Annotated in this window: 15 protein-coding genes and 2 tRNA genes; 12 read left to right on the top strand and 5 right to left on the bottom strand. The window is 59.3% G+C overall.

The annotated features are described in order from the left end of the window. Window positions 1–16 precede the first annotated feature (16 nt). The 4 genes from ACQZ6D_RS11825 (at window position 17) to ACQZ6D_RS11810 (ending at window position 4393) form a co-directional block, all read left to right on the top strand. Window positions 17–1099, top strand: coding sequence for a Tim44 domain-containing protein (locus ACQZ6D_RS11825; RefSeq protein ID WP_111795487.1), 1083 nt, complete (start codon window positions 17–19; stop codon window positions 1097–1099). A 489-nt stretch (window positions 1100–1588) separates the two neighbouring features. After that, window positions 1589–2779, top strand: a complete 1191-nt coding sequence (locus ACQZ6D_RS11820; protein WP_003511376.1) for an OpgC family protein — start codon at window positions 1589–1591, stop codon at window positions 2777–2779. A gap of 205 nt (window positions 2780–2984) precedes the next feature. Then, window positions 2985–4181: a tRNA 2-thiouridine(34) synthase MnmA gene (gene mnmA, locus ACQZ6D_RS11815; RefSeq protein ID WP_111809733.1), complete on the top strand. Its 1197-nt coding sequence runs from the start codon at window positions 2985–2987 to the stop codon at window positions 4179–4181. Window positions 4182–4316: 135 nt separating this feature from the next. Further along, window positions 4317–4393: transfer RNA gene (locus ACQZ6D_RS11810), tRNA-Met, on the top strand. 794 nt (window positions 4394–5187) lie between these two features. On the opposite strand, the gene ACQZ6D_RS11805 is transcribed toward ACQZ6D_RS11810, so the two are convergent. After that, window positions 5188–5262 (bottom strand) — tRNA-Gly (locus ACQZ6D_RS11805). Window positions 5263–5518: 256 nt separating this feature from the next. Here ACQZ6D_RS11805 and ACQZ6D_RS11800 point away from each other — a divergent pair. The 6 genes from ACQZ6D_RS11800 to pbpC all read left to right on the top strand — a co-directional run bounded on the left by ACQZ6D_RS11800 (window position 5519) and on the right by pbpC (window position 15632). Further along, entirely contained in the window at window positions 5519–6028 is a 510-nt protein-coding gene (locus tag ACQZ6D_RS11800) for a prolyl-tRNA synthetase associated domain-containing protein (protein ID WP_013761810.1), read from the top strand. 54 nt (window positions 6029–6082) lie between these two features. After that, on the top strand, window positions 6083–7051 hold the full coding sequence (gene trxA / locus ACQZ6D_RS11795; protein ID WP_003511373.1) for a thioredoxin: 969 nt from the start codon (window positions 6083–6085) through the stop codon (window positions 7049–7051). A gap of 68 nt (window positions 7052–7119) precedes the next feature. After that, window positions 7120–7791 (top strand): LON peptidase substrate-binding domain-containing protein, encoded by a 672-nt coding sequence (locus ACQZ6D_RS11790; RefSeq protein ID WP_013761808.1) that lies wholly within the window; start codon window positions 7120–7122, stop codon window positions 7789–7791. Window positions 7792–7801: 10 nt separating this feature from the next. After that, on the top strand, window positions 7802–7990 hold the full coding sequence (locus ACQZ6D_RS11785) for a Trm112 family protein (protein WP_003511371.1): 189 nt from the start codon (window positions 7802–7804) through the stop codon (window positions 7988–7990). 122 nt (window positions 7991–8112) lie between these two features. Continuing rightward, complete coding sequence (locus ACQZ6D_RS11780; RefSeq protein ID WP_448729952.1) at window positions 8113–13557, top strand: alpha-2-macroglobulin family protein; 5445 nt, start codon at window positions 8113–8115, stop codon at window positions 13555–13557. After that, window positions 13554–15632: a penicillin-binding protein 1C gene (pbpC, locus tag ACQZ6D_RS11775; protein ID WP_025595399.1), complete on the top strand. Its 2079-nt coding sequence runs from the start codon at window positions 13554–13556 to the stop codon at window positions 15630–15632. Before ACQZ6D_RS11780 ends, pbpC begins: the two co-directional genes overlap by 4 nt. A gap of 115 nt (window positions 15633–15747) precedes the next feature. Here the strand turns inward: pbpC and ACQZ6D_RS11770 are convergent, their stop codons facing one another. Both ACQZ6D_RS11770 and ACQZ6D_RS11765 read right to left on the bottom strand, forming a co-directional pair. Beyond that, entirely contained in the window at window positions 15748–16044 is a 297-nt protein-coding gene (locus tag ACQZ6D_RS11770) for a hypothetical protein (protein WP_025595400.1), read from the bottom strand. Between the two features lie 683 nt (window positions 16045–16727). Then, window positions 16728–17891: a M20 aminoacylase family protein gene (locus ACQZ6D_RS11765; RefSeq protein WP_019564885.1), complete on the bottom strand. Its 1164-nt coding sequence runs from the start codon at window positions 17889–17891 to the stop codon at window positions 16728–16730. A gap of 224 nt (window positions 17892–18115) precedes the next feature. On the opposite strand from ACQZ6D_RS11765, the gene ACQZ6D_RS11760 reads away from it, so the two are divergent. Both ACQZ6D_RS11760 and ACQZ6D_RS11755 read left to right on the top strand, forming a co-directional pair. After that, a complete protein-coding gene (locus tag ACQZ6D_RS11760) occupies window positions 18116–19174 on the top strand; it encodes a D-alanyl-D-alanine carboxypeptidase family protein (RefSeq protein WP_051365542.1) in 1059 nt (352 codons plus the stop codon). A gap of 208 nt (window positions 19175–19382) precedes the next feature. Next, window positions 19383–20522 carry a CobW family GTP-binding protein gene (locus tag ACQZ6D_RS11755; protein WP_111803396.1) on the top strand — a complete coding sequence of 380 codons (1140 nt, stop codon included), beginning with the start codon at window positions 19383–19385 and terminating at the stop codon, window positions 20520–20522. Window positions 20523–20629: 107 nt separating this feature from the next. Here the strand turns inward: ACQZ6D_RS11755 and ACQZ6D_RS11750 are convergent, their stop codons facing one another. Continuing rightward, window positions 20630–20866, bottom strand: coding sequence for a sulfurtransferase TusA family protein (locus ACQZ6D_RS11750; protein ID WP_003511363.1), 237 nt, complete (start codon window positions 20864–20866; stop codon window positions 20630–20632). Continuing rightward, window positions 20863–22161 carry a L,D-transpeptidase family protein gene (locus ACQZ6D_RS11745; RefSeq protein ID WP_111803397.1) on the bottom strand — a complete coding sequence of 433 codons (1299 nt, stop codon included), beginning with the start codon at window positions 22159–22161 and terminating at the stop codon, window positions 20863–20865. The genes ACQZ6D_RS11750 and ACQZ6D_RS11745 overlap by 4 nt, the downstream gene beginning before the upstream one ends. Window positions 22162–22192 lie beyond the last annotated feature (31 nt).

Raw genomic sequence — 22192 nt, 5'->3', positions numbered from 1 at the left:
CCAACAGGAGATAGTGATGTTTGCTGCCTTTCGGCGCTTCAAAGGTTTGTTCGCAGTCGCCGCGCTTGGTATCGCGGTATCTTTCGTAGCCGTCGATATGGCGGAAGCACGCCGTGCGAGCGGCGGTTTCGGTAGCCGCGGCACAAGGACGTTTTCCGCGCCGCCGTCGACCAGCACCGCCCCCGGCCAGACCGCGCCGATCAACCGCAGCATGACTCCTAACACCCAGCAAAACCAGACGACGCCCGGTGCTGCACAGCCGGCGCGTCCCGGTGCGCAGGCACCGCAGCAGAGCCGTGGCCTGTTTGGCGGCATGATGGGTGGCTTGATGGGCGGACTGCTGATGGGTGGCCTGTTCGGCATGCTCATGGGCGGCGGTTTCGGCGGTATGGCCGGTTTCTTCGGTATGTTGCTGCAGGTGGCGCTGATTGGCCTTCTGGTCATGTTCGCCATGCGTTTCTTCGCATCGCGCCGTCAGGGCCAGCCGGCTTTCGGTGGCGCAGGCGGATCGCAGCGCACGGATCATTCCGGCTCCTCCTTTAATGGCGGCCCGCAGGCAGGTCCTTCCGCATCCTCGTTCAAGATTCCGAAGATCGGCGCGCTTGCCGGTGCTGCGGGCGGCGCAGCCGCGGCCACTGCCGCAACCGCAAAGCCGGTGGCACATGCCAATGCAATGTCCGAAGGTGACGAAATTGGCATTACCCAGAGCGATCTCGAAGTCTTCCAGAAAATGCTGCAGGATGTTCAGGCTGCCTATGGGGCAGAAGATTACGGCACGTTGCGCAAGCTGACGACGCCGGAAGCCATGTCCTATCTTGCTGAGGAACTGAGCGACAACGCGACGAGCGGCGTGAAAAACGACGTGCGCGACGTAACGCTGCTGCAGGGCGACGTTGCCGAAGCCTGGCACGAAGAGGGCCAGGACTATGCAACGGTAGCTATGCGCTACTCTGCCATCGACATTATGCGCGACCGCACCTCCGGCAAGGTGATCGAAGGGGACGAGCAGCATCCGTCCGAAGCGGTGGAAATGTGGACCTTCGTGCGCCGTGGCGGTAACGACAACTGGCAGGTCGCCGCCATTCAGGCCGCTGCCTGAGACGACGCGTAGTCTTGTCCGAACGAAACAGCCCGGAGGTTTTACCAACCTCCGGGCTTTTGCGTGCCGCGATGCGTGATGCCGCGACATTGTCTTTCGTCGATAATTCAGTGATCGCGGTGGCAGATCGCAACTCTCCAAAAAAATGACTGATAAATCTAACGGGTGATATCTGTATCGTCCCGCGAGTGGCTGTCCGCGTTTTCCCTGCCATGCAGGGGTTTGCGCCCTCTTCGTCGAGGTGTGGCGCTGGCGCATAGCTCTTTTGCTCCACGGAATTGCCGTTTTTCATTCATCCGGTGTTCAGTCCGTGCATCCTAACCAGCATGCGTACACGTCAATGTTACTTTTCGCGCCGGTTCTAAACCGCTTTGGGAAGGGAACCACAGGCGCAAAACAGCGTTGACAATCCAATTCCCGGCCCGCCTCCCGCAAGCCGGGCTGGGTGGCCGGGCAATGCACGGCCCGCGAGAACGGAGAGCTATCGAGATGAAACGCTTTGACCTGATCGACGGGATGCGTGGTTACTTCCTCGTCTTCATGCTGATCAACCATCTGGTGTTTGCAGGCGGTTTCTGGCTGGTGGAAATCAATCACCGCCAGTTTGCCTTCGTGGAAGACGCGCAGGGCTTCGTCTTTCTGTCCGGTCTGCTGATCGGCATGGTCTATGCCCGCAAGATGATGAAATATGGCTATGATGCCGGCAAACAGATGATCTGGAACCGGGCGATGGAGCTCTATCGCTATGCGATGGGTCTCGTCATCGCCGTGCTGTTCTTCCGCATGGTCATCCCGCATGCGCCGTACATCTGGTACAACTGGCTGGGCATGACGTCGTTCGACGATCCGCTGCGTCTGGCGGCGATTGCGACATTCCTCTTCCAGCCGACATTCATGGATATTCTGCCGCAGTACATTGTTTACATGCTGTTCGCACCCGTCCTCGTTAAACTCTGCCTCGACGGCAAATGGGCTTATGTCATGGCAGGCTCGCTGCTGGTCTGGATGGCCGGCCAGCTCGGTCTTCAGCAGATCGTGACGACGCCGCTCAATGAACTCGTCAAGGGTGCCGACGAGCAGGGTATCCGTGTCAGCTTCAATCTGCTCGGCTGGCAGCTGGTGTTCTACTCGGCGCTGGTGCTGGGCGCGATGACGGCGCAGAACCGCATTCCGTGGAAGGCGATCTTCTCACCGCAACAAACGTGGCTTCCGAAGGCGGCACTTCTCATCTGCCTGTTTTTCATGCCGCTTCGTATCGCAACCGCCTGGGGCCTGATGCCGGAATTCGTGATGGGCAAGTTCTCCACCATGGAAATCCGCGCCGATTTCGGCCCGGTCTACCTCATCAATTTCCTTGCTGTTGGTGTGGGTCTCACTTGGCTGGTGATCGCCGGTCCGAAGCATCACCGCCCGATCGTTCGCTCGATTGCGGAGGGCGTGATCTGGGTGCTCTCGCTGAAATTCCTGCAGCTGCTCGGCCGCCATTCGCTTCAGGTCTATGTCTGGCACGTGGCTATCGTCTATGGCGTCTATTATCTGGATGGCCGTACGGCCGAACTTTCGCAGGTCAGCAAGACGCTGATCGCCCTTACCGCAATAGGCTTGCTGGCTTTGCCGGCCCTGTGGAGGGAGCGCGACAAGTGGATTGGCAGCAGCGGCCAGAAGACGGCGGGCGCTTAACAACCGGTCACCACCTCACTCTGATGGCTTTACGGGGCGGATTTCCGCCCCGTACTTGCGTGCGCGGCCATTCCTTTCTATATGCAGCCCTTAAATCTGCATGATGGCGAGGCAGGACAGTCTTTTTCGACTAAGGCTTCCCGCAGCGGATGACCGACAGGCGGCGGGGCCTTTACCCCCGTTATGACTGACGATGGGAAAAAACGTGAATACGCTCGATTTTGACAAGAGGCCGGAAGACACCCGGATCGTTGTCGCCATGTCCGGTGGCGTCGATTCTTCGGTTGTGGCCGGTATCCTCAAGCGCGAGGGTTATGACGTCCTCGGCATAACTCTCCAGCTTTACGACCACGGTGCGGCTGTGCACCGCGCCGGCTCCTGCTGTGCGGGACAGGATATTGACGATGCGCGCAGGGTCTGCGAAACGCTCGGCATTCCCCACTATGTGCTGGATTATGAAGCGCGGTTCCGCGAAACCGTCATCAATCCCTTTGCCGAAGCCTATGCGATGGGTGAAACACCGATCCCCTGCGTTGCCTGCAACCAGACGGTAAAATTCGCCGATCTGCTCGCCACTGCTCAGGAACTCGGCGCAGATGCGCTGGCGACCGGCCACTACATCCGCTCGCGTCCTAATCCCGTTCCCGGCCAACCGGGACGCCGCGCGCTCTATCGCCCGATCGATAGTGATCGTGACCAGAGCTGGTTCCTGTTTGCAACGACGCAGGAGCAGATCGACTATCTGCGGTTTCCGCTCGGCGGTCTCTCCAAGGCCGAAACACGCGCGCTGGCGGAAGACATGGGTCTCGTCGTCGCCAAGAAGGCCGACAGTCAGGACATCTGTTTCGTGCCGCAGGGCAAATATACCGATATCATCAACAAGCTGAAGCCGAATGCGGCGTTGGCGGGCGATATCGTCCATCTGGACGGGCGCGTACTCGGCCGCCATGACGGTATCGTGCATTATACCATCGGTCAGCGCCGGGGTATTGGTGTCGCGACTGGAGAGCCGCTTTATGTCGTGCATCTCGATGCGCGTGGCCGCAGGGTGATCGTCGGTCCGCGGGAGGCGCTGGAGACCCGCCGTGTCTATCTGCGCGACATGAACTGGCTTGGCGATGGCGCGCTTGCGGACGAGGCCCGGCAGGGCTTTGCCTGCTTCGCCAAGGTGCGCTCCACCCGCCCGCCAACCGAAGCGATGTTGCATGCCGATGAAAACGGCATCTACGTGGATTTGATGACCGGCGAGGCGGGTGTCGCTCCCGGTCAGGCCTGCGTGCTCTATTCTGCACCGGGCGCTGATGCCCGCGTTTACGGTGGTGGTTTCATCGAACGTTCGGAACGCTCGGTGGACGCCGAGGCTTCGCTGAAGGCGCTTTTGGAAAAGCCGGTTGCTGCCTGAAACAATTCGGTTTTCACCGCCGTGTGGAAAGCGAATTTTTTGCGCGTCATGCGCTTGACACTTTGGGGAGCGGCACCTTATAAGCCGCTCATCCTGATGGAGCGGACGGTCACATGGCTGTCACGTTTTCCCTGTGGCGGGGTAGCTCAGGTGGTTAGAGCAGCGGAATCATAATCCGCGTGTCGGGGGTTCAAGTCCCTCTCCCGCTACCATTCATCTTCAATGAGAAAAGCAAAGTTTGCGTCGTCTTCTGGACGTACGTTGAGAATTTGCGGCATTCCTCGCACTTGCCTGTGGCTGGCCGGACGCCAAAAAAAGGGAAACCCGCTTGCCGTATCGAAACAGCCAGCGGGTCTCAACCTTTACCCCCTCCCACAAGGGCGAGCGAACAAAAGCACATCAAATGAATTATGACAAGATCAAGGCGACCATATTGTTGCGGTAGAAGACTCTGTTTGCCAGTTTAGCGGCGGATGGCAGAGAGTAACCACTTCCGTATGCCGCTCGTAAGGGGAGCGGTAAGACACGATATTCTCGTTGCAGCGTAAGGGCGCGCCGGCAGCATACACATTTGCAACGGCACGTGGATGATGGTGCACTTTGTATTTCGGGGCCGTTTCTCTTCCGTAAGTGATCATGTCGGCAGCGAAAGAAGCAGCCGGGATGGACAGGACGGCAAATACGGCAACCACACAAGTTCGTCTGAGATTTATGGACATGAGCTATCCCCTCGCGTTGAACAACGCAGGAAAACGCGATGCGCCCGGAAGCTGTTCCCTGTGCCAAATGGTATTTTCACGGGGTGACAAAAAAATGCCCGCTCGCGGCGGGCAATTCAGAGGGGAACTGAGGTTAGGAGCCTCGCGTCAAGAACGGATATCCTCGCCATAAGTTCCGCCTGATTACATGTCGTCCGATAAAAATCATGCACGCCAAGCCGACAGACCGGGAGCGGCGTCTTCATAAGCAATCGAAATAACGCAAATAACTGTGTCCTGGGAAATTTTGGAGCGGGCGAAGGGATTTGAACCCTCGACCCCAACCTTGGCAAGGTTGTGCTCTACCCCTGAGCTACACCCGCTCAAATCCATCGGTCCGGGGTAGTACGCTGAACCGTGGGCCACCGCAATGCGGCGACGGGCGCTATATCGCTCAATCGATTTTGGAATGCAACAGGGAAATGACAAAAACGCGAAAATTTCTTTGAGAAATGCGACAAGCGGCGGAAATGATTGGGAATTTTCGCGCCGTCGCTTTTTCACGCGTTGCCAAGCCGCGGTTGCCCCCTTAATCATGACGGAGAGGATATCGGAATCGGCAAAGGCAGGCGGCAGGATATGGCGGAAAATTCTCCGAAGACGGCAGCGGACTTGTTCGCGTTTCTGGACGGGCTCGGCATCGAGCATAAGACAAAACAGCATGAGCCGGTCTACACCGTTGCCGAATCCCAGTCGTTGCGTGATCTAATCCCGGGCGGCCACACGAAGAACCTTTTTGTGAAGGACAAGAAGGATCAATATTTCGTTCTGACCGTTGAGGAGAACGCGGTCGTCGATCTGAAAAGCGTTCACAAGACGATTGGCGCGGCAAGCCGCGTATCCTTCGGCAGGCCGGAAAAAATGCTTGAATATCTGGGTGTCGTGCCGGGATCTGTCACGGTTTTCGGCGCCATCAACGACACCGGTGGGCAGGTCACCTTCGTACTCGACAGCGATCTTCTGGAAAACGAGCTTATCAACGGTCATCCGCTTTCCAACGACCAGACGACGACGATAGGAAACAAAGACCTCATTCGCTTCCTGGAGGCGACCGGCCACACGCCGCTTGTCTTGAAAGTCAGCGAGTGAGATACGATCTTTGCTTCAACCAAGACAATACGACAGAGATTACGGGAGACCGGCATGAGCGGCACGAACAATCCTTACGGCAGTTCCTATGGCGGGCAGATGTCCGGCAACGCGCAATATAGCGGGGAGCTGAACGGCGCGTCTTCCGGTCACATCAAGGACACCACAACGGCGGCCTTCTCCAAGGATGTTCTCGAGGAATCGCGCCACCAGCCGGTTCTGGTGGATTTCTGGGCACCGTGGTGCGGCCCGTGCAAGCAGCTTACGCCGGTTCTCGAAAAGGCAGTAAACGAGGCGAATGGCCGCGTGAAGCTTGTGAAACTGAATATCGACGATCACCCGTCTATTCCAGGCCAACTCGGCATCCAGTCCATTCCCGCCATCGTCGCTTTCCTGGATGGCAGGCCGGTGGACGGCTTCATGGGCGCGGTACCGGAAAGCCAGATCAAGCAGTTCATCGACAAGATCGCCGGACCTGATGCGGGTGATCCGAAAGCTGAGATCGAAGCGGTTCTGGCAGAGGCAAAGCAGCTTCTGGCGGATGGCGATCATAATGGCGCGGCACAATTGTTCGGCGCGGTTATGCAGGCCGATCCCGAAAACGCCGCCGCAATCGCTGGTATTGCCGAATGCATGATTGCCGTTGGACAATATGAACGGGCAAGCGAACTCCTCTCGTCCCTGCCGGCGGAAGTGGCCGCAGATGCTGGCATTCAGCTCGTTTCGAAAAAGATCGCGCAATATGAAGAAGCCCGCAAGATTGGCGACCCGGTGGCGCTGGAACGTGATCTCGCGCTCGATCCCGATAATTACGAGGCGCGTGTGAAGCTTGCCAAGGTCCTCAATGCTCAAGGGCGGCGGGATGAGGCAGCGGATCATCTGCTCTATGTCATGCGCAAGGACAGGACCTTTGATGATGACGGCGCGCGCCGCCAGCTTCTGGAGTTTTTCGAGGCCTGGGGCTTCAAGGATCCGGCAAGTGTGGCCGGGCGCCGGAAGCTTTCGGCAATCTTGTTTTCGTAATGCGGGCATATCCCGGCCATGGCGGTTGATCCGCCGGCCGGGCAGCGGTGAACAGGGGGCTTGATCCCATGCATGTCGGAAATGCGAGATATGTGAAGAACAACGATTTGCCGGAAACTGTGCCGGTATTTCCATTGTCGGGCGCGTTGCTTTTGCCGGAAGGCCACCTGCCGCTCAATGTCTTCGAGCCTAGATACCTCGCCATGATCGATATGGCACTGGCCGGCCACCGGGTCATTGGCATGGTGCAGCCGGCCCTTCACGTCATTGAGGGGGGGCATGATGGTGGTGCTTTGAGCGCTGTCGGATGTCTTGGTCGCATCACTTCCTTTTCGGAAACCGGGGATGGGCGTTATGTCATTTCGCTCACTGGCATCTGCCGCTTCCGCCTGCTGGAAGAGGTGGATGTGGGCAAACCCTATCGCAGTTTCCGGCACGCGCCCTTCATCGCCGATCTTTCCGGCGAGTATGATGAGGACGCTGTGGACCGCGAAAATCTGCTGCGGGTATTCCGTGCGTTTCTGGATGCGAACCAGCTGGAAGCCGATTGGGAAAGCGTGGAGCGCGCAGGCAATCGTGTCCTCGTCAATTCGCTTTCCATGATGTCTCCCTTTGGTCCCGCCGAAAAGCAGGCGCTGCTGGAAGCGCCTGACCTGAGGACGCGGGCCGAAACATTGATCGCCATCACAGAGATCGTTCTTGCCCAGGGCTCGGGCGAGGCCGGTACTGTGCTGCAGTAGGATCGCCGCCATGGACGACAGGATGAGCAATGCCGATCCCAAGCTGCTCGAGCTGCTGGTCTGCCCCTTGACGAAGGGACGTCTTTCCTACGATCGCGCCCGCAACGAGCTTGTGTCCGAAAGCGCAGGGCTCGCCTACCCGATCCGCGACGGGGTGCCGATCATGCTGATTTCCGAAGCGCGCAAATTAGAAGACTAGCGTTAGCCCTGCCTGCCGCTCTCTCCACAGTGTCACGTCGCAAATTGACGATGATGCGTTGACAACCGTGCGTGGATTTGACCAGAGTCCCGCCCGACATGTCTGTTGCGGGGAGAAAACTGATGTCGTTGCGCGCGCTCGTCCGGATCTCGTTGATTGCGGTCTCAACCGCCATTACTTTTATTCCAGCTGTGGCGGCGGAACCTTCCCGCAAGGTGGTTACCACCAAAAATGGCGATTATTTCGGGTTCGATCTCAGAACCGAGCAGAATGTCTCGCTTGAGCAGTGCGGCGAGATTTGCGTCGGCGATACCGCCTGCAAGGCGTTCACCTACAATCCCAAGGTGCAATGGTGTTTCCTTAAATCGGATTTCAATCAGCTCAATGCCTTCCCCGGTGCCGTCGCCGGCAAGATCGTGCAGGTTGTCGCTGAAGCCGATATCGGTGCACCGCAGCGTCTTTCTTTCGTGACTGATAGCCTGCAGCAGGAAGCGCGCCGGCTGAAATCGGGCCTTGCGGCAAGCGCGGAGCAGGAGAGCCAGGGACTGGAGAACCTGCTGCAAACGGCAAGGCAGCAGGCGGCAGCCGACGCGATCGAAACCTACAAGGCGGCTCTTGCGATTTCGCCCGATGACGGTGCTCTCTGGGCCGAATTTTCGCAAAGGGCGGCGCAGGTTACCGACAATTACGCGATTGCGGGCCAGGCCGCTTCCGCTGCCATCAATGCCTATCAGTTGAGCCGCACGGTCAGTGCCCGCACCGAGGCGTTGAACCGGCTGGCCCAGGCTTTCGAAAAGACCCAGAATTATCGCGCGGCGCTTAATGCCTATAAGGAGAGCCTCACACTTTCCGATAATGCGCAGACGAAGGCGGCCTATGCCGATCTGCGCACGCGCCAGGGATTCCGCGTCATCAACAATACGATTGATACGGATAGTGTCAGCCCGCGCGCATGCGTGCAGTTTTCCGAACCGCTGGTGAAGAACGGTGTCGATTATTCCTCTTTCGTCACATTGGATGGTGCTGCACCCAAGGCGATCGAGTCGAAGGGCAGTGAGATTTGCGTCGAGGGGCTGACCCATGGTCAGCGTTACAAGATTGCGTTCCGCGCCGGCCTGCCGTCCTCGGTGGAAGAACCGCTGGAAAAGCAGGTCGATCTCGATATCTACGTGCGTGACCGTGCAGCGAGTGTCCGCTTCACCGGCGAGAACTTCGTGCTGCCGGGCACGGCGCGGCGCGGCATTCCCATCGTTTCGGTCAATGCCGAAAAGGCCGATCTGAAGCTTTACCGTGTTGGCGACCGTAACATCACGTCGGTCTTGGCAAACTCGCAGTTTTTGACGCAGATGGACGGTTACAACGCCGACCGTATTGAAAACGAGATCGGCGAGCTGGTCTGGCAGGGTTCGATAGACATTCAGCCGGATCTCAACAAGGACGTAGTGACGAGCTTCCCGGTGGACGAAGCCTTGCCAGAGCGGAAGCCCGGCATCTATGTGCTGACCGCCGTACCGCCCGGCACCGCACCGGAGACATGGGATTCGCGCGCCACACAGTGGTTCCTCGTTTCCGATACGGGCATCACCACCTATGCCGGCACCGATGGCCTGAACGTATTCGTGCGCTCACTCGGCAGCGCCGCACCGCTTGGCGGGGTGGATTTGCAATTGCTCGCCAAGAACAACGAAGTGCTCGGCACGGCAAAGACGGATGCAGACGGCAGGGCAGTATTTTCGGCAGGCCTGATGCGTGGCACAGCGGCGCAGGCGCCCGCCATCCTCACAGCGCGCAACGGCGACAAGGACTACGTCTTTCTGGACATGACGCGCGCCGGTTTCGATCTTTCCGACCGTGGCGTGACTGGCCGCGCGGCCCCCGGCGCCATCGACGTGTTCAGCTGGACAGAGCGCGGCATCTACCGCGCCGGCGAGACCGTGCACGCGGCAGCGCTGGCCCGTGATGTTGACGGCAAGGCGATCGAGGATCTGCCGCTGACCTTTATCTTCTCGCGTCCTGATGGCGTCGAGGACCGGCGTTTCGTGAGTGACGGCAAGGCGCTCGGCGGCCATGCGGTCGATCTGCCCTTGCAGGCGAATGCCATGCGCGGCACCTGGACGCTGCGCATTCATACCGATCCGAAAACGGCTGCGATCAGCGAAAAGAGCTTTCTGGTCGATGATTTCGTGCCTGATCGCACCGAATTTGATCTTTCCAGCAAGGTGAAACAGATCGAGCCGGGTGCGGAAACGGCAATCGACGTCGATGGCCGTTATCTCTACGGCGCGCCCGCAGCCGGCCTGACGCTGGAAGGCGAGGTCGCCGTCAAGCCGACCCGCACGAGTACCGACTTCGAGGGTTATTTCTTCGGTCTGGCCGATGAGGAAAGCGAAGAGGAAAATCGCACCGCGCTTGCCGATCTGCCGGCGCTGGACGAAGAAGGCAAGGCAAGCTTCAATGTCGATCTGACGGATTTGCCTTCCACCACGCAGCTGCTTTCCGCCAACATCACTGTTCGGATGCGCGAGGCCGGTGGCCGCGCCGTCGAACGATCTCTGACGCTGCCGGTGAAGGCGCAAGCACCTGTCATCGGCATCAAACCGCAGTTTTCGGGTGATCTCGCCCAGAATTCCGTTGGCCGTTTCCACATTATCGGCGTGACAGCTGATGGCGCGAAACAGGCGATGAGTGGCCTCAGCTGGAAGCTCATCAAGGTAGAGCGAAACTATCAATGGTATCGTCAGGGTAACTCCTGGCGGTACGAACCGGTGGAATATACCAAACAGACCGAAACCGGCACGGTTTCCGTCGATGCCAATGGCGGTGAGATTTCCGTGCCTGTCACCTGGGGCCGCTACAGGCTGGAAGTGGAAGGTGCCGGCAATGGCGCACCGGTTTCGAGCGTCGAATTCGATGCTGGTTTCTACGTCGAGGCAAGCTCGACAGAGACGCCGGATGCGCTGGAAATCGCGCTGGACAAACAAAACTACAAGATCGGCGATACCGCAAAACTCAAGGTATCGTCGCGTTTTGCCGGTCAGCTGATGGTCACGTCAGGTTCGGAAAAGCTGATTTCCGTGCAGAATGCTGAGATCGGTGAGGATGGCGGCGAGATCGACATTCCCGTTACCGAGGAATGGGGCGCGGGGGCGTATGTGACGGCCACGCTGTTCCGTCCGGGCGATGCGCGGGAAAGCCGCATGCCGATGCGCGCCATAGGCATCAAGTGGCTTGCCGTCGATCCCGCCGAGCGCAAGCTTGCGGTAACGCTAGGCGCGCCGCAGAAGACGCTGCCGCGTCAGCCGCTTGAAATTCCGATCAGTGTCGCCGGCGCGGGCGTGGGCGAAAAGGCCTATGTCATCGTCGCGGCTGTGGATGTCGGCATATTGAACCTCACCCGCTATGAACCGCCGAAGCCGGATGAATGGTATTTCGGTCAGCGACGGCTGGGGCTGGAAATCCGCGACCTCTATGGCCGCCTGATCGACGGTTCGCTTGGCGCCACCGGTCGCCTGAGAACGGGCGGTGATGGCGGGGGCGCAGCACTGCAGGGCAGCCCGCCCACCGAAAAGCTCGTGGCCTTCTTCTCGGGACCTGTCGAACTTGACGCAGACGGCAAGGCGACGGTGAGCTTCGATATTCCTCAGTTCAACGGCACGGCCCGCATCATGGCTGTCGCCTGGACGAAGACGGGCGTGGGACATGCGGTCTCCGATGCCGTCATTCGAGATCCCGTGGTGGTGACGGCCAGTGCACCGAAGTTCCTCGCGCCCGGCGATGTCTCGCAATTGCGGCTCGATATCGCCAATACCGATGGTGAGGCCGGCGACTACCGGCTGGATGTGACCAGCAACACGGCACTTACGGTCGATCAGGGTGAGATGTCGCAGACCCTGGCACTGCAAAAGGGCGGGAAGTCGTCGCTGACCGTGCCGTTGACAGGCGAACAGCCGGGCAATGGCGCAATCACCATCAAGGTCTCCAATGCCGCCGGTCTTTCGCTGGAGCAGGTATTGAATGTTCCCGTGCGTCCAGCCGTTCTGCCGGTCACGACGCGGCGTGAAATCAAGATCGCGCCCAATAGCAGCCTGACGATCAATGGCGACCTTCTGGCCGATAGCATGCTTCTCGGTTCGTCCGTCGCCGTCAACGTCACACGCTCGCCAGCCTTCGATATTCCGGCGCTGGTGATGATGCTCGACAAATATCCTTACGGCTGCGCCGAGCAGACGACGAGCCGCGCTTTGCCGCTGCTTTATCTCTCGGAAATGACCAAGGATAGCGGCATTGCCGAGGACCCGGATACCCGCCGCCGCGTGCAGGAGGCGATCTACCGGGTGCTGTCCTTCCAGTCGAGTTCCGGCAGTTTCGGCCTCTGGTCTCCCGGTTACGGAGATCTGTGGCTGGATGCCTATATCAGCGACTTCCTGACCCGTGCGCGCGAGCAGGGTTACGATGTTCCCGAACAGGCGATGGTGCAGGCTTTGAGCAACCTGCAAAACGGTCTTTCCTACGATAGCAACGTCAAGGATCGCGGCAACGAGATCGCCTATTCGCTTTACGTTCTGGCGCGCAACCGCAAGGCGGCGATCAACGATCTCAGATATTATGCGGATACGGCGCTTGCCGATTTCCCCACACCGCTTGCCAAGGCGCAGGTTGCCGCAGCCCTTTCGCTTTATGGAGATCAGGCACGCGCGAAGACTGTGTTCGGTGCCTCGCTCGATATGGCGAGCCGTGCCACCAAGGTTAGCTTCGCAAGGGCGGATTACGGTTCCGCCCTGCGTGATGGCGCAGCGACGCTGGCGCTTGCGGCGGAAAGCCGTCCGGTTCCTGCCGTCGTGCCGCAACTTGCAGGTGCCGTGGCGAAGGAATGGGAAAAGAAACCCTATACCAGCACCCAGGAACAGGCATGGATGCTGCTTGCCGCCCGCGCCGTCAAAGGTGAGGACAAGGATATCCGTCTTGATGTGAACGGCGATTTGCAGACCGGTGGTTTCGGCAAGCGGATGACCGGCGACGAATTGCTGGCGGCACCCTTGAAGATCGCCAACGCGTCGGCTGATCCGGTCACGGCGGTGGTCACCACGGTCGCGCCCCCGGCACAACCGCTTGCCGCCGGTGGCGAGGGGTTCACCATTACCCGTACCTATTATTCCATGGATGGCGAGGAGGTGAACGCGAGCGAGGTGGTGCAGAACGAGCGTTACGTGGCGGTGCTGAATGTCACTCCTAAAAATGACTGGCAAGCACGCATTCTCGTGACTGACCTTCTGCCTTCCGGTTTCGAGATCGACAATCCGAGCCTCGTCAATTCTGCCGCCCTTTCGAATTTCGACTGGTTGCCGGAAACCGAAGCTGCGCATACCGAATTCCGCTACGACCGGTTCGTTGCGGCCTTCGACCGCACGGCTGGCGACAGCTCGGAAATCACGCTGGCCTATGTGGTCCGGGCCGTCACCCCGGGCACTTATGATCATCCGGCGGCCTCGGTCGAGGATATGTACCGGCCGCAATTTTCCGCCCGCACGGCAACGGGCCGCATGGAGGTGCGTTCGGCAACCCCATGAGGCGAAAAAAGGCGATCATCGTCGGCATCGTGTCGGCCGCTCTGCTTGTAGGCGGTGCTGCCTTCGGTCTCGATGCGCTGGACAGGGCCTATCCGCCACCGCTGGAGGCTGCGCAGCAGCGGTCCTTCGAGGTGCTGGATAGAGACGGGCGGTTGCTGCGCGCATTTGCGACACCTGATGGCCGCTGGCGGCTGAAAACCAGCGCTGCAGAAGTCGATCCGCAGTTCCTGCGCATGCTGATCGCTTATGAGGACCAGCGTTTTTACGACCATCACGGCATTGACCCTTGGGCGCTGCTGCGCTCCGCCTGGCAATTGGCAAGCAACGGCCGGATCGTCTCCGGCGCCTCGACGCTTTCCATGCAGGTGGCGCGGCTGATCGAACCGCGCACCGACCGGTCGTTTTCGGCGAAATTTCTGCAGGGATTGCGAGCGCTCCAGATCGAAAGACGGCTCGACAAGGCGGAAATCCTCGATCTTTATCTGAATATCGCGCCTTATGGCGGCAATCTTGAGGGTGTTCGTGCCGCAAGCCTCGCCTGGTTTGGCAAGGAGCCCGCCCGGCTCGACACGGCGGAGGCGGCTCTTCTGGTTGCGCTGCCGCAATTGCCGGAGAAACGCCGACCGGACCGCTTTCCGGATGCGGCAAGGCAGGCGCGGGAGAGGGTTTTGCAGCGCCTTGCCGTAGAACGCGTGGTGGGTGAAGGGGAAGCAGAGCGGGCCACCCTTGCAGCCGTTCCCGCCAACCGGCGTGATCTGCCGGCCTATGCACCGCATATGGCGGCTGCCGCACGCGTGAAGTTTCCCAATGCCACCGAGGCGCACTCGACGCTCAGATTGCCGATCCAGCGGGAACTGGAAGCCGTTGCCCGCCATGCAGCGGAAAAGCTGACAGAAAAGGTCTCCGTCGCCATCGTCATGGCCGACGCGCAGACCGGTGATATTGTGGCTGAAGTTGGTTCCGCGGATTATCTCGATACTGCAAGGCGCGGTTTCGTGGAGATGAGCCGCGCCGTGCGCTCGCCGGGCTCCACCCTCAAGCCGTTCATCTATGGCCTTGCCTTTGAAAATGGTCTCATCGGGCAGGAAACCATCATCGAGGATCGCCCGGCGGATTTTTCCGGTTACCGCCCGCGTAATTTCGATATGCATTATCAGGGTGATGTCAGCATCAGGCAGGCACTGCAACTGTCGCTCAATGTGCCCGCCGTAAAGCTTCTGGATGCTGTCAGTCCGTCTGCGCTGATGGTGCGTTTCCGCCGCGTGGGCGTGAAGCTCGTGCTTCCCACCACCGAGGCGCCGGGGCTTGCCATTGCGCTAGGAGGTGCTGGTATTTCGCTGGTTGATCTGGTGCAGCTTTATGCGGGCCTTGCCGGCGGCGGCGACCCTGTGCGGCTGGGGGACGGTGTGCGCTCCGCGCCGCAACGGCTTGCCGGAGATCGGCTGTTTGCCGACGCTGCGATCTGGAACGTCTCCGACATTCTGTCCGGTGTGCTGCCGCCACTCGGCATGAAGCAGCGCGGCATCGCCTATAAGACCGGCACTAGCTACGGTTACCGTGATGCCTGGTCGGTAGGTTATGACGGGCGGCATGTCATCGGCGTGTGGGTCGGTCGTGCCGATAACGGCGCCGTCCCGGGCATTGCCGGTTATGCGACGGCAGCCCCGATCCTCTTCGAGGCTTTCGAGAAATCCGGCATAGCTATCACGCCAATGCCTGCTGCACCTTCTGGCGTCGCGCGGGTGGCCGTGAGTGACCTTCCCGCCAACCAGCGGCGTTTCACATTGACCGCAAGCGGCCTGCTTTCGGCCTCAAGGCGCGAAAGCGCGCCGCGCATCGTCTATCCACCGGAAGGGGCTAGGGTGGAGCTCTCCAGCCAGTCAGGCATTTCGCCGCTAGTGCTGAAGCTGCAAGGCGGCCGCGCGCCCTTCCGCTGGCTCGCCAACGGCAGGCCTCTCCCGGATGCTTCGCTCCGCCGCAACAGCGAATGGCGACCGGAAGGGCAGGGGTTTTCAACGCTGACCGTGATCGACGCCGATGGCCGCGCTTCGAGCGTGCGCGTTTTCATCGAGTGAATTTTTGACGGCTTGCGCACCACGCGGCTGAACGCCGCGTCGCAGGCAGCTTCTTGCCCGCGTCAGAGAAGTTCATTTGCAGAGACCTGACGCAACGTGGAAGGAGGAACGGCGATCACGCAACGTCGAGTGAATGACGATCGATACGCTCCTGAAGTGCGGCCACAACCGCATGCAGGAATTCTCGGCATCGAGGGTCGACGGTCTTCTCCAGTGTCATTTCCAGCCGGCTGCGGATCTTGTCCATGAACCCAACATGATCGAAGCTGTCGGCGGCGATATTTACCTCGACTTCTTCCATATAGTGCAACAGGTGCGGTTCCAGTGCGAGATTTGGGTCCATCCGGTATCGGGTGGCCATCTGCTCTGCAAGCGTTCCCATCTGTACGTATGGGCCATATTCGTTGATCATTCTGTCTCCTTCATCGGGTGTGAGCATCTTAGATAGGTGCTGTTTGTGGATGCACGAGATGTGTTTGCGATCAAACGCGCAAAAGACCGGAGCTAATTGGTAAAACGAACGTGACCAATCGATGCGGTCGCCGTTCGAAAATACCGGTGTGCACGCTGACCGAAACGGGACAGCTATTATGTTTGTCTAGGACTAGAGCCGCATGGCGAGCAGTGAAGCGGCTCACGACATTCCGCTCTTTTCTATATTATTGTTTTAAACTGAATTTACAGGAAAATGGTGTCCACGAGAGGATTCGAACCTCCGACCCCAGGATTCATACCACTTCGGCTTTAGCCGCCGCCCATCTCCATTGGATAGGACGTTCGTGGTCTGGACTGTCCCTTCACCATGAGCCTTTCGGCTTTTAGGTGCTGCCCATCCAGTCTCTACACCTTCACCGGATTTCTCCGGAGCTTGGCTCGGGATTGGCATGCTGGAAGACCAGCGAAGCTTTCCCCGACTTTGAGCAGATCGATTGCGTCGTTTCCGGGCGCAACCCCCAATTTGTCTTAGGAATCCTGTGCTCTATCCTGCTGAGCTACGTGGACACTGAATTGCTCTTTAACCTGCCGTAGCCGGCGGATCAACCGCGTTCTTTATCGCGGTCGATCTGTTCCTCTGCTTTCTTTGCGTCCCGGCAGTCAGTTCGTCAGGCGTTGCTCGGCAAGTTTCACCCAATAGGAAATGCCGTAGGCGATGGCGTCGTCGTTGAAATCGTATCCAGGGTTGTGAAGGCCGGCCGAATCGCCGTTGCCGATGAAGATGAAGGCACCCGGCCTTTCCTTCAACATGAAGGAAAAATCCTCGCCCGCCATGGAAGGGTCGACATCGGGGTCGACGTTCTTTTCACCAGCTACATCGCGGGCGACGCGGATGGCGTGGTCGGTCTCGTCCGCATGGTTGAAGGTCACCGGGCAATAACGCTCATAGACGACCTCGGCTTCCGCTCCATTTGCTAGCGCTATGCCTTCCGCCATCTGCTTGATGCGATCCTGCGCGAGATCACGCACCGTCTCGTCCAGACTACGCACCGTGCCGGCAATCAACGCGTCGTTGGGAATGATGTTGTGGCTCGAGCCGGCATGAAAGCGGGTGACGGACACGACCACGGATCGGATCGGATCTGCATTGCGCGAGGCGATCATCTGCAGATTGCCGACGATCTGTGCACCGATGGTGATCGGGTCGATCGTGCGGTGCGGCTGGGCTGCATGGCCGCCACGACCTTTGACAGTGATCGAGAACTTGTCCGGTGCCGCCATGATACCGCCCTTGCGGATGGCGAACGAGCCGAGCGGAATACCCGGCATATTGTGCATGCCGTAGACCTCATCGATGCCGAACCGCTCCATCAGGCCGTCCTCGACCATGGCGAGCGCACCCGCGCCGCCTTCTTCGGCGGGCTGGAAGATGACCGCGATGGACCCGGTGAAATTGCGGGTTTCCGCGAGATATTTGGCGGCGCCAAGCAGCATGGCGGTGTGGCCGTCGTGGCCGCAGGCATGCATGGCGCCTGCGGTTTTGGAAGCCCAGGGTTTGCCGGTTTCCTCAAGGATGGGAAGAGCATCCATATCCGCCCTAAAGCCGATGGTGCGATTGCCCGGAATATTGCCTCTGATGATGCCGACCACGCCCGTGCGGCCAAGACCGGTCACGATTTCGTCAACGCCGAAAGATTTCAGCTTGTCCGCAACGAAAGCTGCGGTGTTGTCGACATCATACAAAATCTCGGGATTTTCATGCAGGTGACGCCGCCATTCGCTGACTTCCTGCTGAAGTTCGGCGGCTCTGTTCAAAATCGGCATTCGTTCATTCCTGGGTTCATCGGTGCGGCATGGCGTAAAAGCCTATCCTCCGCGGTGGATAGTGCGCCGCATAATTGACGTAATCAATGTACTTTGCCATTGCTAGGACATATATGGTGAATATTGCCATTCCCTGACTGAAGACGGGAATTCGAGGATAAGCCTTGCCACAGAATCTTAAATCGCCAAACGCCGCCCGGCGGCTCTCCGCAGCCATTGCCATCATGACCGCCGGCCTTGTTGCCGCTGCACCCGTGGCGAATGCCAATCCGAAAATGGTGGTGGATGTCAAAACCGGCAAGGTGATTTCCCACCAGGAAGCGTTCCGCAAGTGGTATCCGGCCTCGCTGACCAAGCTGATGACCGCCTATATCGCCTTTTCGCAGATGAAGGCCGGCAAGCTCAGCCCGCAGACGGAAGTGGTGATGAGCAAGAAGGCCGCCGACCAGCCGGCCTCGAAAATGTATTTCAAGCCCGGCCAGAAACTGACGATGGACAGCGCGCTGAAGCTGCTGCTCATCAAATCCGCCAATGATATCGCCGTGGCGATTGCCGAAACCATCGGCGGCACCAGCGATAATTTCGTGGCGCAGATGAATGCGCAGGCACAGCGGCTGGGCATGAGCTCCACCCGTTACATCAACGCCAACGGCCTGCCCGGCAAGGGCCAATATACGACGGCGCGTGACCTTGCGCTTCTGGCGTTGATCATCAAGCGGGAATTCCCGGAATATGCCCATTATTTCTCGCTGGAAGGTGTCACCACCGGCAAGAAGGACTACGCCAACTTCAATATGCTTGTTGGCCGCTTTGATGGCGCAGATGGCATGAAGACCGGCTTCATCTGCGCATCCGGTTTCAACCAGGTGTCCTCCGCCGTGCGCAACGGCCGTTCGGTCATAACTGTGGTGCTGGGGGCAGATAGCCTTGCCGGGCGAACCGACCAGTCCGCTGATCTGCTGCAGATGGGACTGACGGCGCCCTCGGGCCAAGGCGTTTCACTCGCCTCGCTGGCACCCTATGGCGATACCGCCGAGGTAAACGACATCAGTGCCGAAATCTGCAATCCGAAGGCAGCCAAGGTGCGCAGCGAAAGCCGCGACGAGACCGGCCGCATGGTCATCCATTCGCCCTACGTTACGGAAATGACCCGTCCGCCGGAATATTCTTTCGCGGGTCTCATTCCCGGCAGTGAGACGGTGGCGGTCAACACCGCCAAGGGTGCAAGCGCCAAGGGACAAGTGGCCAACGTGCCGATTCCCATCCCGCGTCCGACATTCTGATTTCGCCTAACCGCACTCTTTATGGATGAGGGCGCGCGCGAAGCCTGAACGCTGCGCGGAATGTGTATTCGCAGCTTCGGTTTGTTATGATATTACAGTGTCGCTCGTGGCCTTCAGGCCCCGGGCGATTTTTTGTGATTACTGCGCGGTTCCGGATCTAATCTCGTCCAACGATCTGCCGGAGCGGCCATCAACATACAGGCAAGACATGTCTCGCGATCGCATACCGGTTTCCATCATCACCGGATTTCTCGGCGCCGGAAAATCGACGCTGCTCAACCGGCTTCTCAAAGACCCCGATATGAGCGACGCCGCGATCATCATCAATGAATTCGGCGATGTCAGCATCGACCATATGCTGGTTGAAAGTGCAGGCGAGGGCATCATCGAACTGGCGGAAGGCTGCCTTTGCTGCACCGTTCGCGGCGAGCTGGTGGATACTCTGGCGGAACTGATGGACGGCATCCAGACCGGCAAGCTGAAGCCGGTGAAGCGTGTCGTGATCGAAACCACTGGTCTTGCTGATCCCGCTCCCGTCATGCAGTCTGTCATGGGCAACCCGGTGATTGCGCAGAATTTCGTTCTGAACGGCATCATTACGGTTGTGGATGCCGTGAACGGCCTGTCCACACTCGATAATCACGAGGAAGCGGTGAAGCAGGCGGCGGTGGCCGACCGGCTGGTGATGACGAAGCGCGCGCTTGCTGATGCTTCCACAATTTCCACGCTGACGGCCCGCCTTCAGGCGCTAAACCCGCGCGCGACGATCGAGGATGGTGACCGGGCCGACTGGAGTGCTGCCGCACTGCTGGATAACGGTCTTTACGATCCCGGCAGCAAAAATGCCGATGTCGGCCGCTGGCTGGGGGAAGAGGCGGAACACGATCACCACGACCACGACCACGATCATGACCACCACCATCATGGCGACCACGATGGCCACCATCACCACCACGATGTGAACCGGCACGACGCGTCGATCCGTTCCTTCTCGATCATTCACGACCAGCCGATAGCCCCGATGGCGATCGACATGTTCGTGGACTTGCTGCGTTCGGCGCATGGGGAAAAGTTGTTGCGGATGAAGGCCGTCGTCAAGCTGTCGGACAATCCGGACCGACCCCTTGTGCTGCACGGGGTACAGAACATTTTCCACACACCCGAGCGCCTCGCGGCATGGCCGGACCCGTCTGACCAGCGCACGCGCATGGTGCTGATTACCAAGGATTTGCCGGAGGCGTTCGTGCAGGACCTGTTTGCTGCGTTCACCGGCACGCCGGGCATCGACCGTCCGGACAGGCAGGCGATGACGGACAATCCGCTGGCGGTTTCGGGGTTGAGGTTTTAGGTCGCAAAACGGTGGTTGAAACCCGCGGGCGGGGCACCCCTTTACCTTGTCGAGTATCTCACACTCGAGGGGGAGATCGAGTGGAGTATTCTCGGCAGCGAGGGTAATTACGCTCCCTTCACGATCCTGAATCGGTGTCCTTTGGTCAACGTCGTAGTTTCAACCAGGCTATGCCCATCCTGGTTGCACATATGGGCAATATCGATAACCGCCAGCGGGTCGGTCGTCTCTACAACAAGAACATCGCCCGCTTGCAGGCCAGCGAGTTTTTTACGGCTTCTTAAAACCGGAAGGGGGCATTTAAGCCCCCTCAAGTCGAAAACTATGTCAGCCGTGTCGGTCATTCCTTGGCCCAGAACTTCCAGAACGGCTTCTTTTCCGGCGCTTCCACTGGCGGTGCTGCGGAAAAAGCGAGCGGGTTCATGGCCGGCACAGGGACCTGGGCGGCAGTTCCGTTCTGACCGGGCCCCGAAGCCGCAGGCGTAGCAGCGGCAACCATTGTCGGGGCCGCCGGGGCAGGGTTCGATTGCGGAGCTGCGGGCTGGGTTGCCGAAGGATGCGGGGTCCGCAGAGAAGACGCGGTTGCGGTGGTCGCCGGCGAAGACGAGGTCACCTGCTGCGCCTTCTTCTCCATCAGCGCGGCATATTCCGTTTCCTTCATCAGCTTGCCGGCCTTCAGCGCTGAGCCGGTCGGAGCATAAGCGGGTTCGCGGCCCTTGCGCTTTTCGGCAACCAGCGCTTTGCGCTCCGCCTCGCTCGGGTCGTACCAGGCCATCCCGTCATATTTCTTCATCGCCTTTTCATAGGCGAGATCATAGGTCTTTTCGTAGCTCGAAAGCGCGCTCACCAGTGCCGGCGGCGTGCTCATGGCGGGGCATTGCGCAGATGCGTTGAACGTGCCGCCTTCGGTCTGCTGGTTGAAGACATATTTCTTCTCGCAGACATTCACTTCTGGCGGGCGTTTCGTGACTTCGAAATTGTCGTAACCGACCTTCAGCATCTTCCAGAAATTGAGATGTTCGCTCTGGCGGTGGCGGGCCATGTTTTCCGCGGTCATACGGAAGGGAAAGGCCTGCAGCTGAACGGTCTTCTGGCCACCCTTGAAGGCGTCGCGGGCGAAACCGTAGATTTCAAGGATCTGCGCGTCCGTCATCGAATAGCAGCCGGATGACGAGCAGGCGCCATGGATCATCAGGTTGGTGCCGTTGCGGCCGTTGGCGGCATCGTAGCGGTTCGGAAAGCCGGTGTTGATGGCAAGGTAATATTTAGAGTTGGGATTGAGGTGCGCGGGCGTCAGGTTGTAGAAACCTTCCGGCGCCTGCCGGTCGCCCTCTTTCACCTTGGGGCCGAGTTTGCCGGACCAGGCGCAAATCTGGTATTCGGCAATCTTGTCGAAGCGGTTGTCGCGCTTGGCCTTCCAGATTTCCAACGCGCCTTCTTCCTTGAAGATGCGGATCATGATCGGCGAGGTGCGATCCATGTTCTTCTTGTCAATCTCGGCAAGAATGGACGGAGAAAGCGGGTAATCAACCTTGTTTTTAACGTGAGAGACGTCGCGTTCGACGGTTTCGAGCGTATCGTTGCAGCCGCTGAGAATGAGCGCGGTGCAGGCGAGAAGTGCAAAATGTGTCAAACGCATGATCTGATCCGAAAGACGATGGCACGGGCGA

The organism is Agrobacterium sp. 22-3639C2 (assembly GCF_053522105.1).
The sequence above is the reverse complement of the archived record's forward strand: the minus strand, read 5'-3'. Positions and strand labels throughout refer to the sequence as shown.

What these genes read in the sequence shown, in the direction of transcription:
- ACQZ6D_RS11825 (WP_111795487.1), top strand. Translation starts at nt 17, where the DNA reads ATGTTTGCTGCCTTTCGGCGCTTCAAAGGTTTGTTCGCAGTCGCCGCG.
- ACQZ6D_RS11820 (WP_003511376.1), top strand. Translation starts at nt 1,589, where the DNA reads ATGAAACGCTTTGACCTGATCGACGGGATGCGTGGTTACTTCCTCGTC.
- ACQZ6D_RS11800 (WP_013761810.1), top strand. Translation starts at nt 5,519, where the DNA reads ATGGCGGAAAATTCTCCGAAGACGGCAGCGGACTTGTTCGCGTTTCTG.
- trxA (WP_003511373.1), top strand. Translation starts at nt 6,083, where the DNA reads ATGAGCGGCACGAACAATCCTTACGGCAGTTCCTATGGCGGGCAGATG.
- ACQZ6D_RS11790 (WP_013761808.1), top strand. Translation starts at nt 7,120, where the DNA reads ATGCATGTCGGAAATGCGAGATATGTGAAGAACAACGATTTGCCGGAA.
- ACQZ6D_RS11785 (WP_003511371.1), top strand. Translation starts at nt 7,802, where the DNA reads ATGGACGACAGGATGAGCAATGCCGATCCCAAGCTGCTCGAGCTGCTG.
- ACQZ6D_RS11780 (WP_448729952.1), top strand. Translation starts at nt 8,113, where the DNA reads ATGTCGTTGCGCGCGCTCGTCCGGATCTCGTTGATTGCGGTCTCAACC.
- pbpC (WP_025595399.1), top strand. Translation starts at nt 13,554, where the DNA reads ATGAGGCGAAAAAAGGCGATCATCGTCGGCATCGTGTCGGCCGCTCTG.
- ACQZ6D_RS11770 (WP_025595400.1), bottom strand. Translation starts at nt 16,044, where the DNA reads ATGATCAACGAATATGGCCCATACGTACAGATGGGAACGCTTGCAGAG.
- ACQZ6D_RS11765 (WP_019564885.1), bottom strand. Translation starts at nt 17,891, where the DNA reads ATGCCGATTTTGAACAGAGCCGCCGAACTTCAGCAGGAAGTCAGCGAA.
- ACQZ6D_RS11760 (WP_051365542.1), top strand. Translation starts at nt 18,116, where the DNA reads ATGACCGCCGGCCTTGTTGCCGCTGCACCCGTGGCGAATGCCAATCCG.
- ACQZ6D_RS11755 (WP_111803396.1), top strand. Translation starts at nt 19,383, where the DNA reads ATGTCTCGCGATCGCATACCGGTTTCCATCATCACCGGATTTCTCGGC.
- ACQZ6D_RS11750 (WP_003511363.1), bottom strand. Translation starts at nt 20,866, where the DNA reads ATGACCGACACGGCTGACATAGTTTTCGACTTGAGGGGGCTTAAATGC.
- ACQZ6D_RS11745 (WP_111803397.1), bottom strand. Translation starts at nt 22,161, where the DNA reads ATGCGTTTGACACATTTTGCACTTCTCGCCTGCACCGCGCTCATTCTC.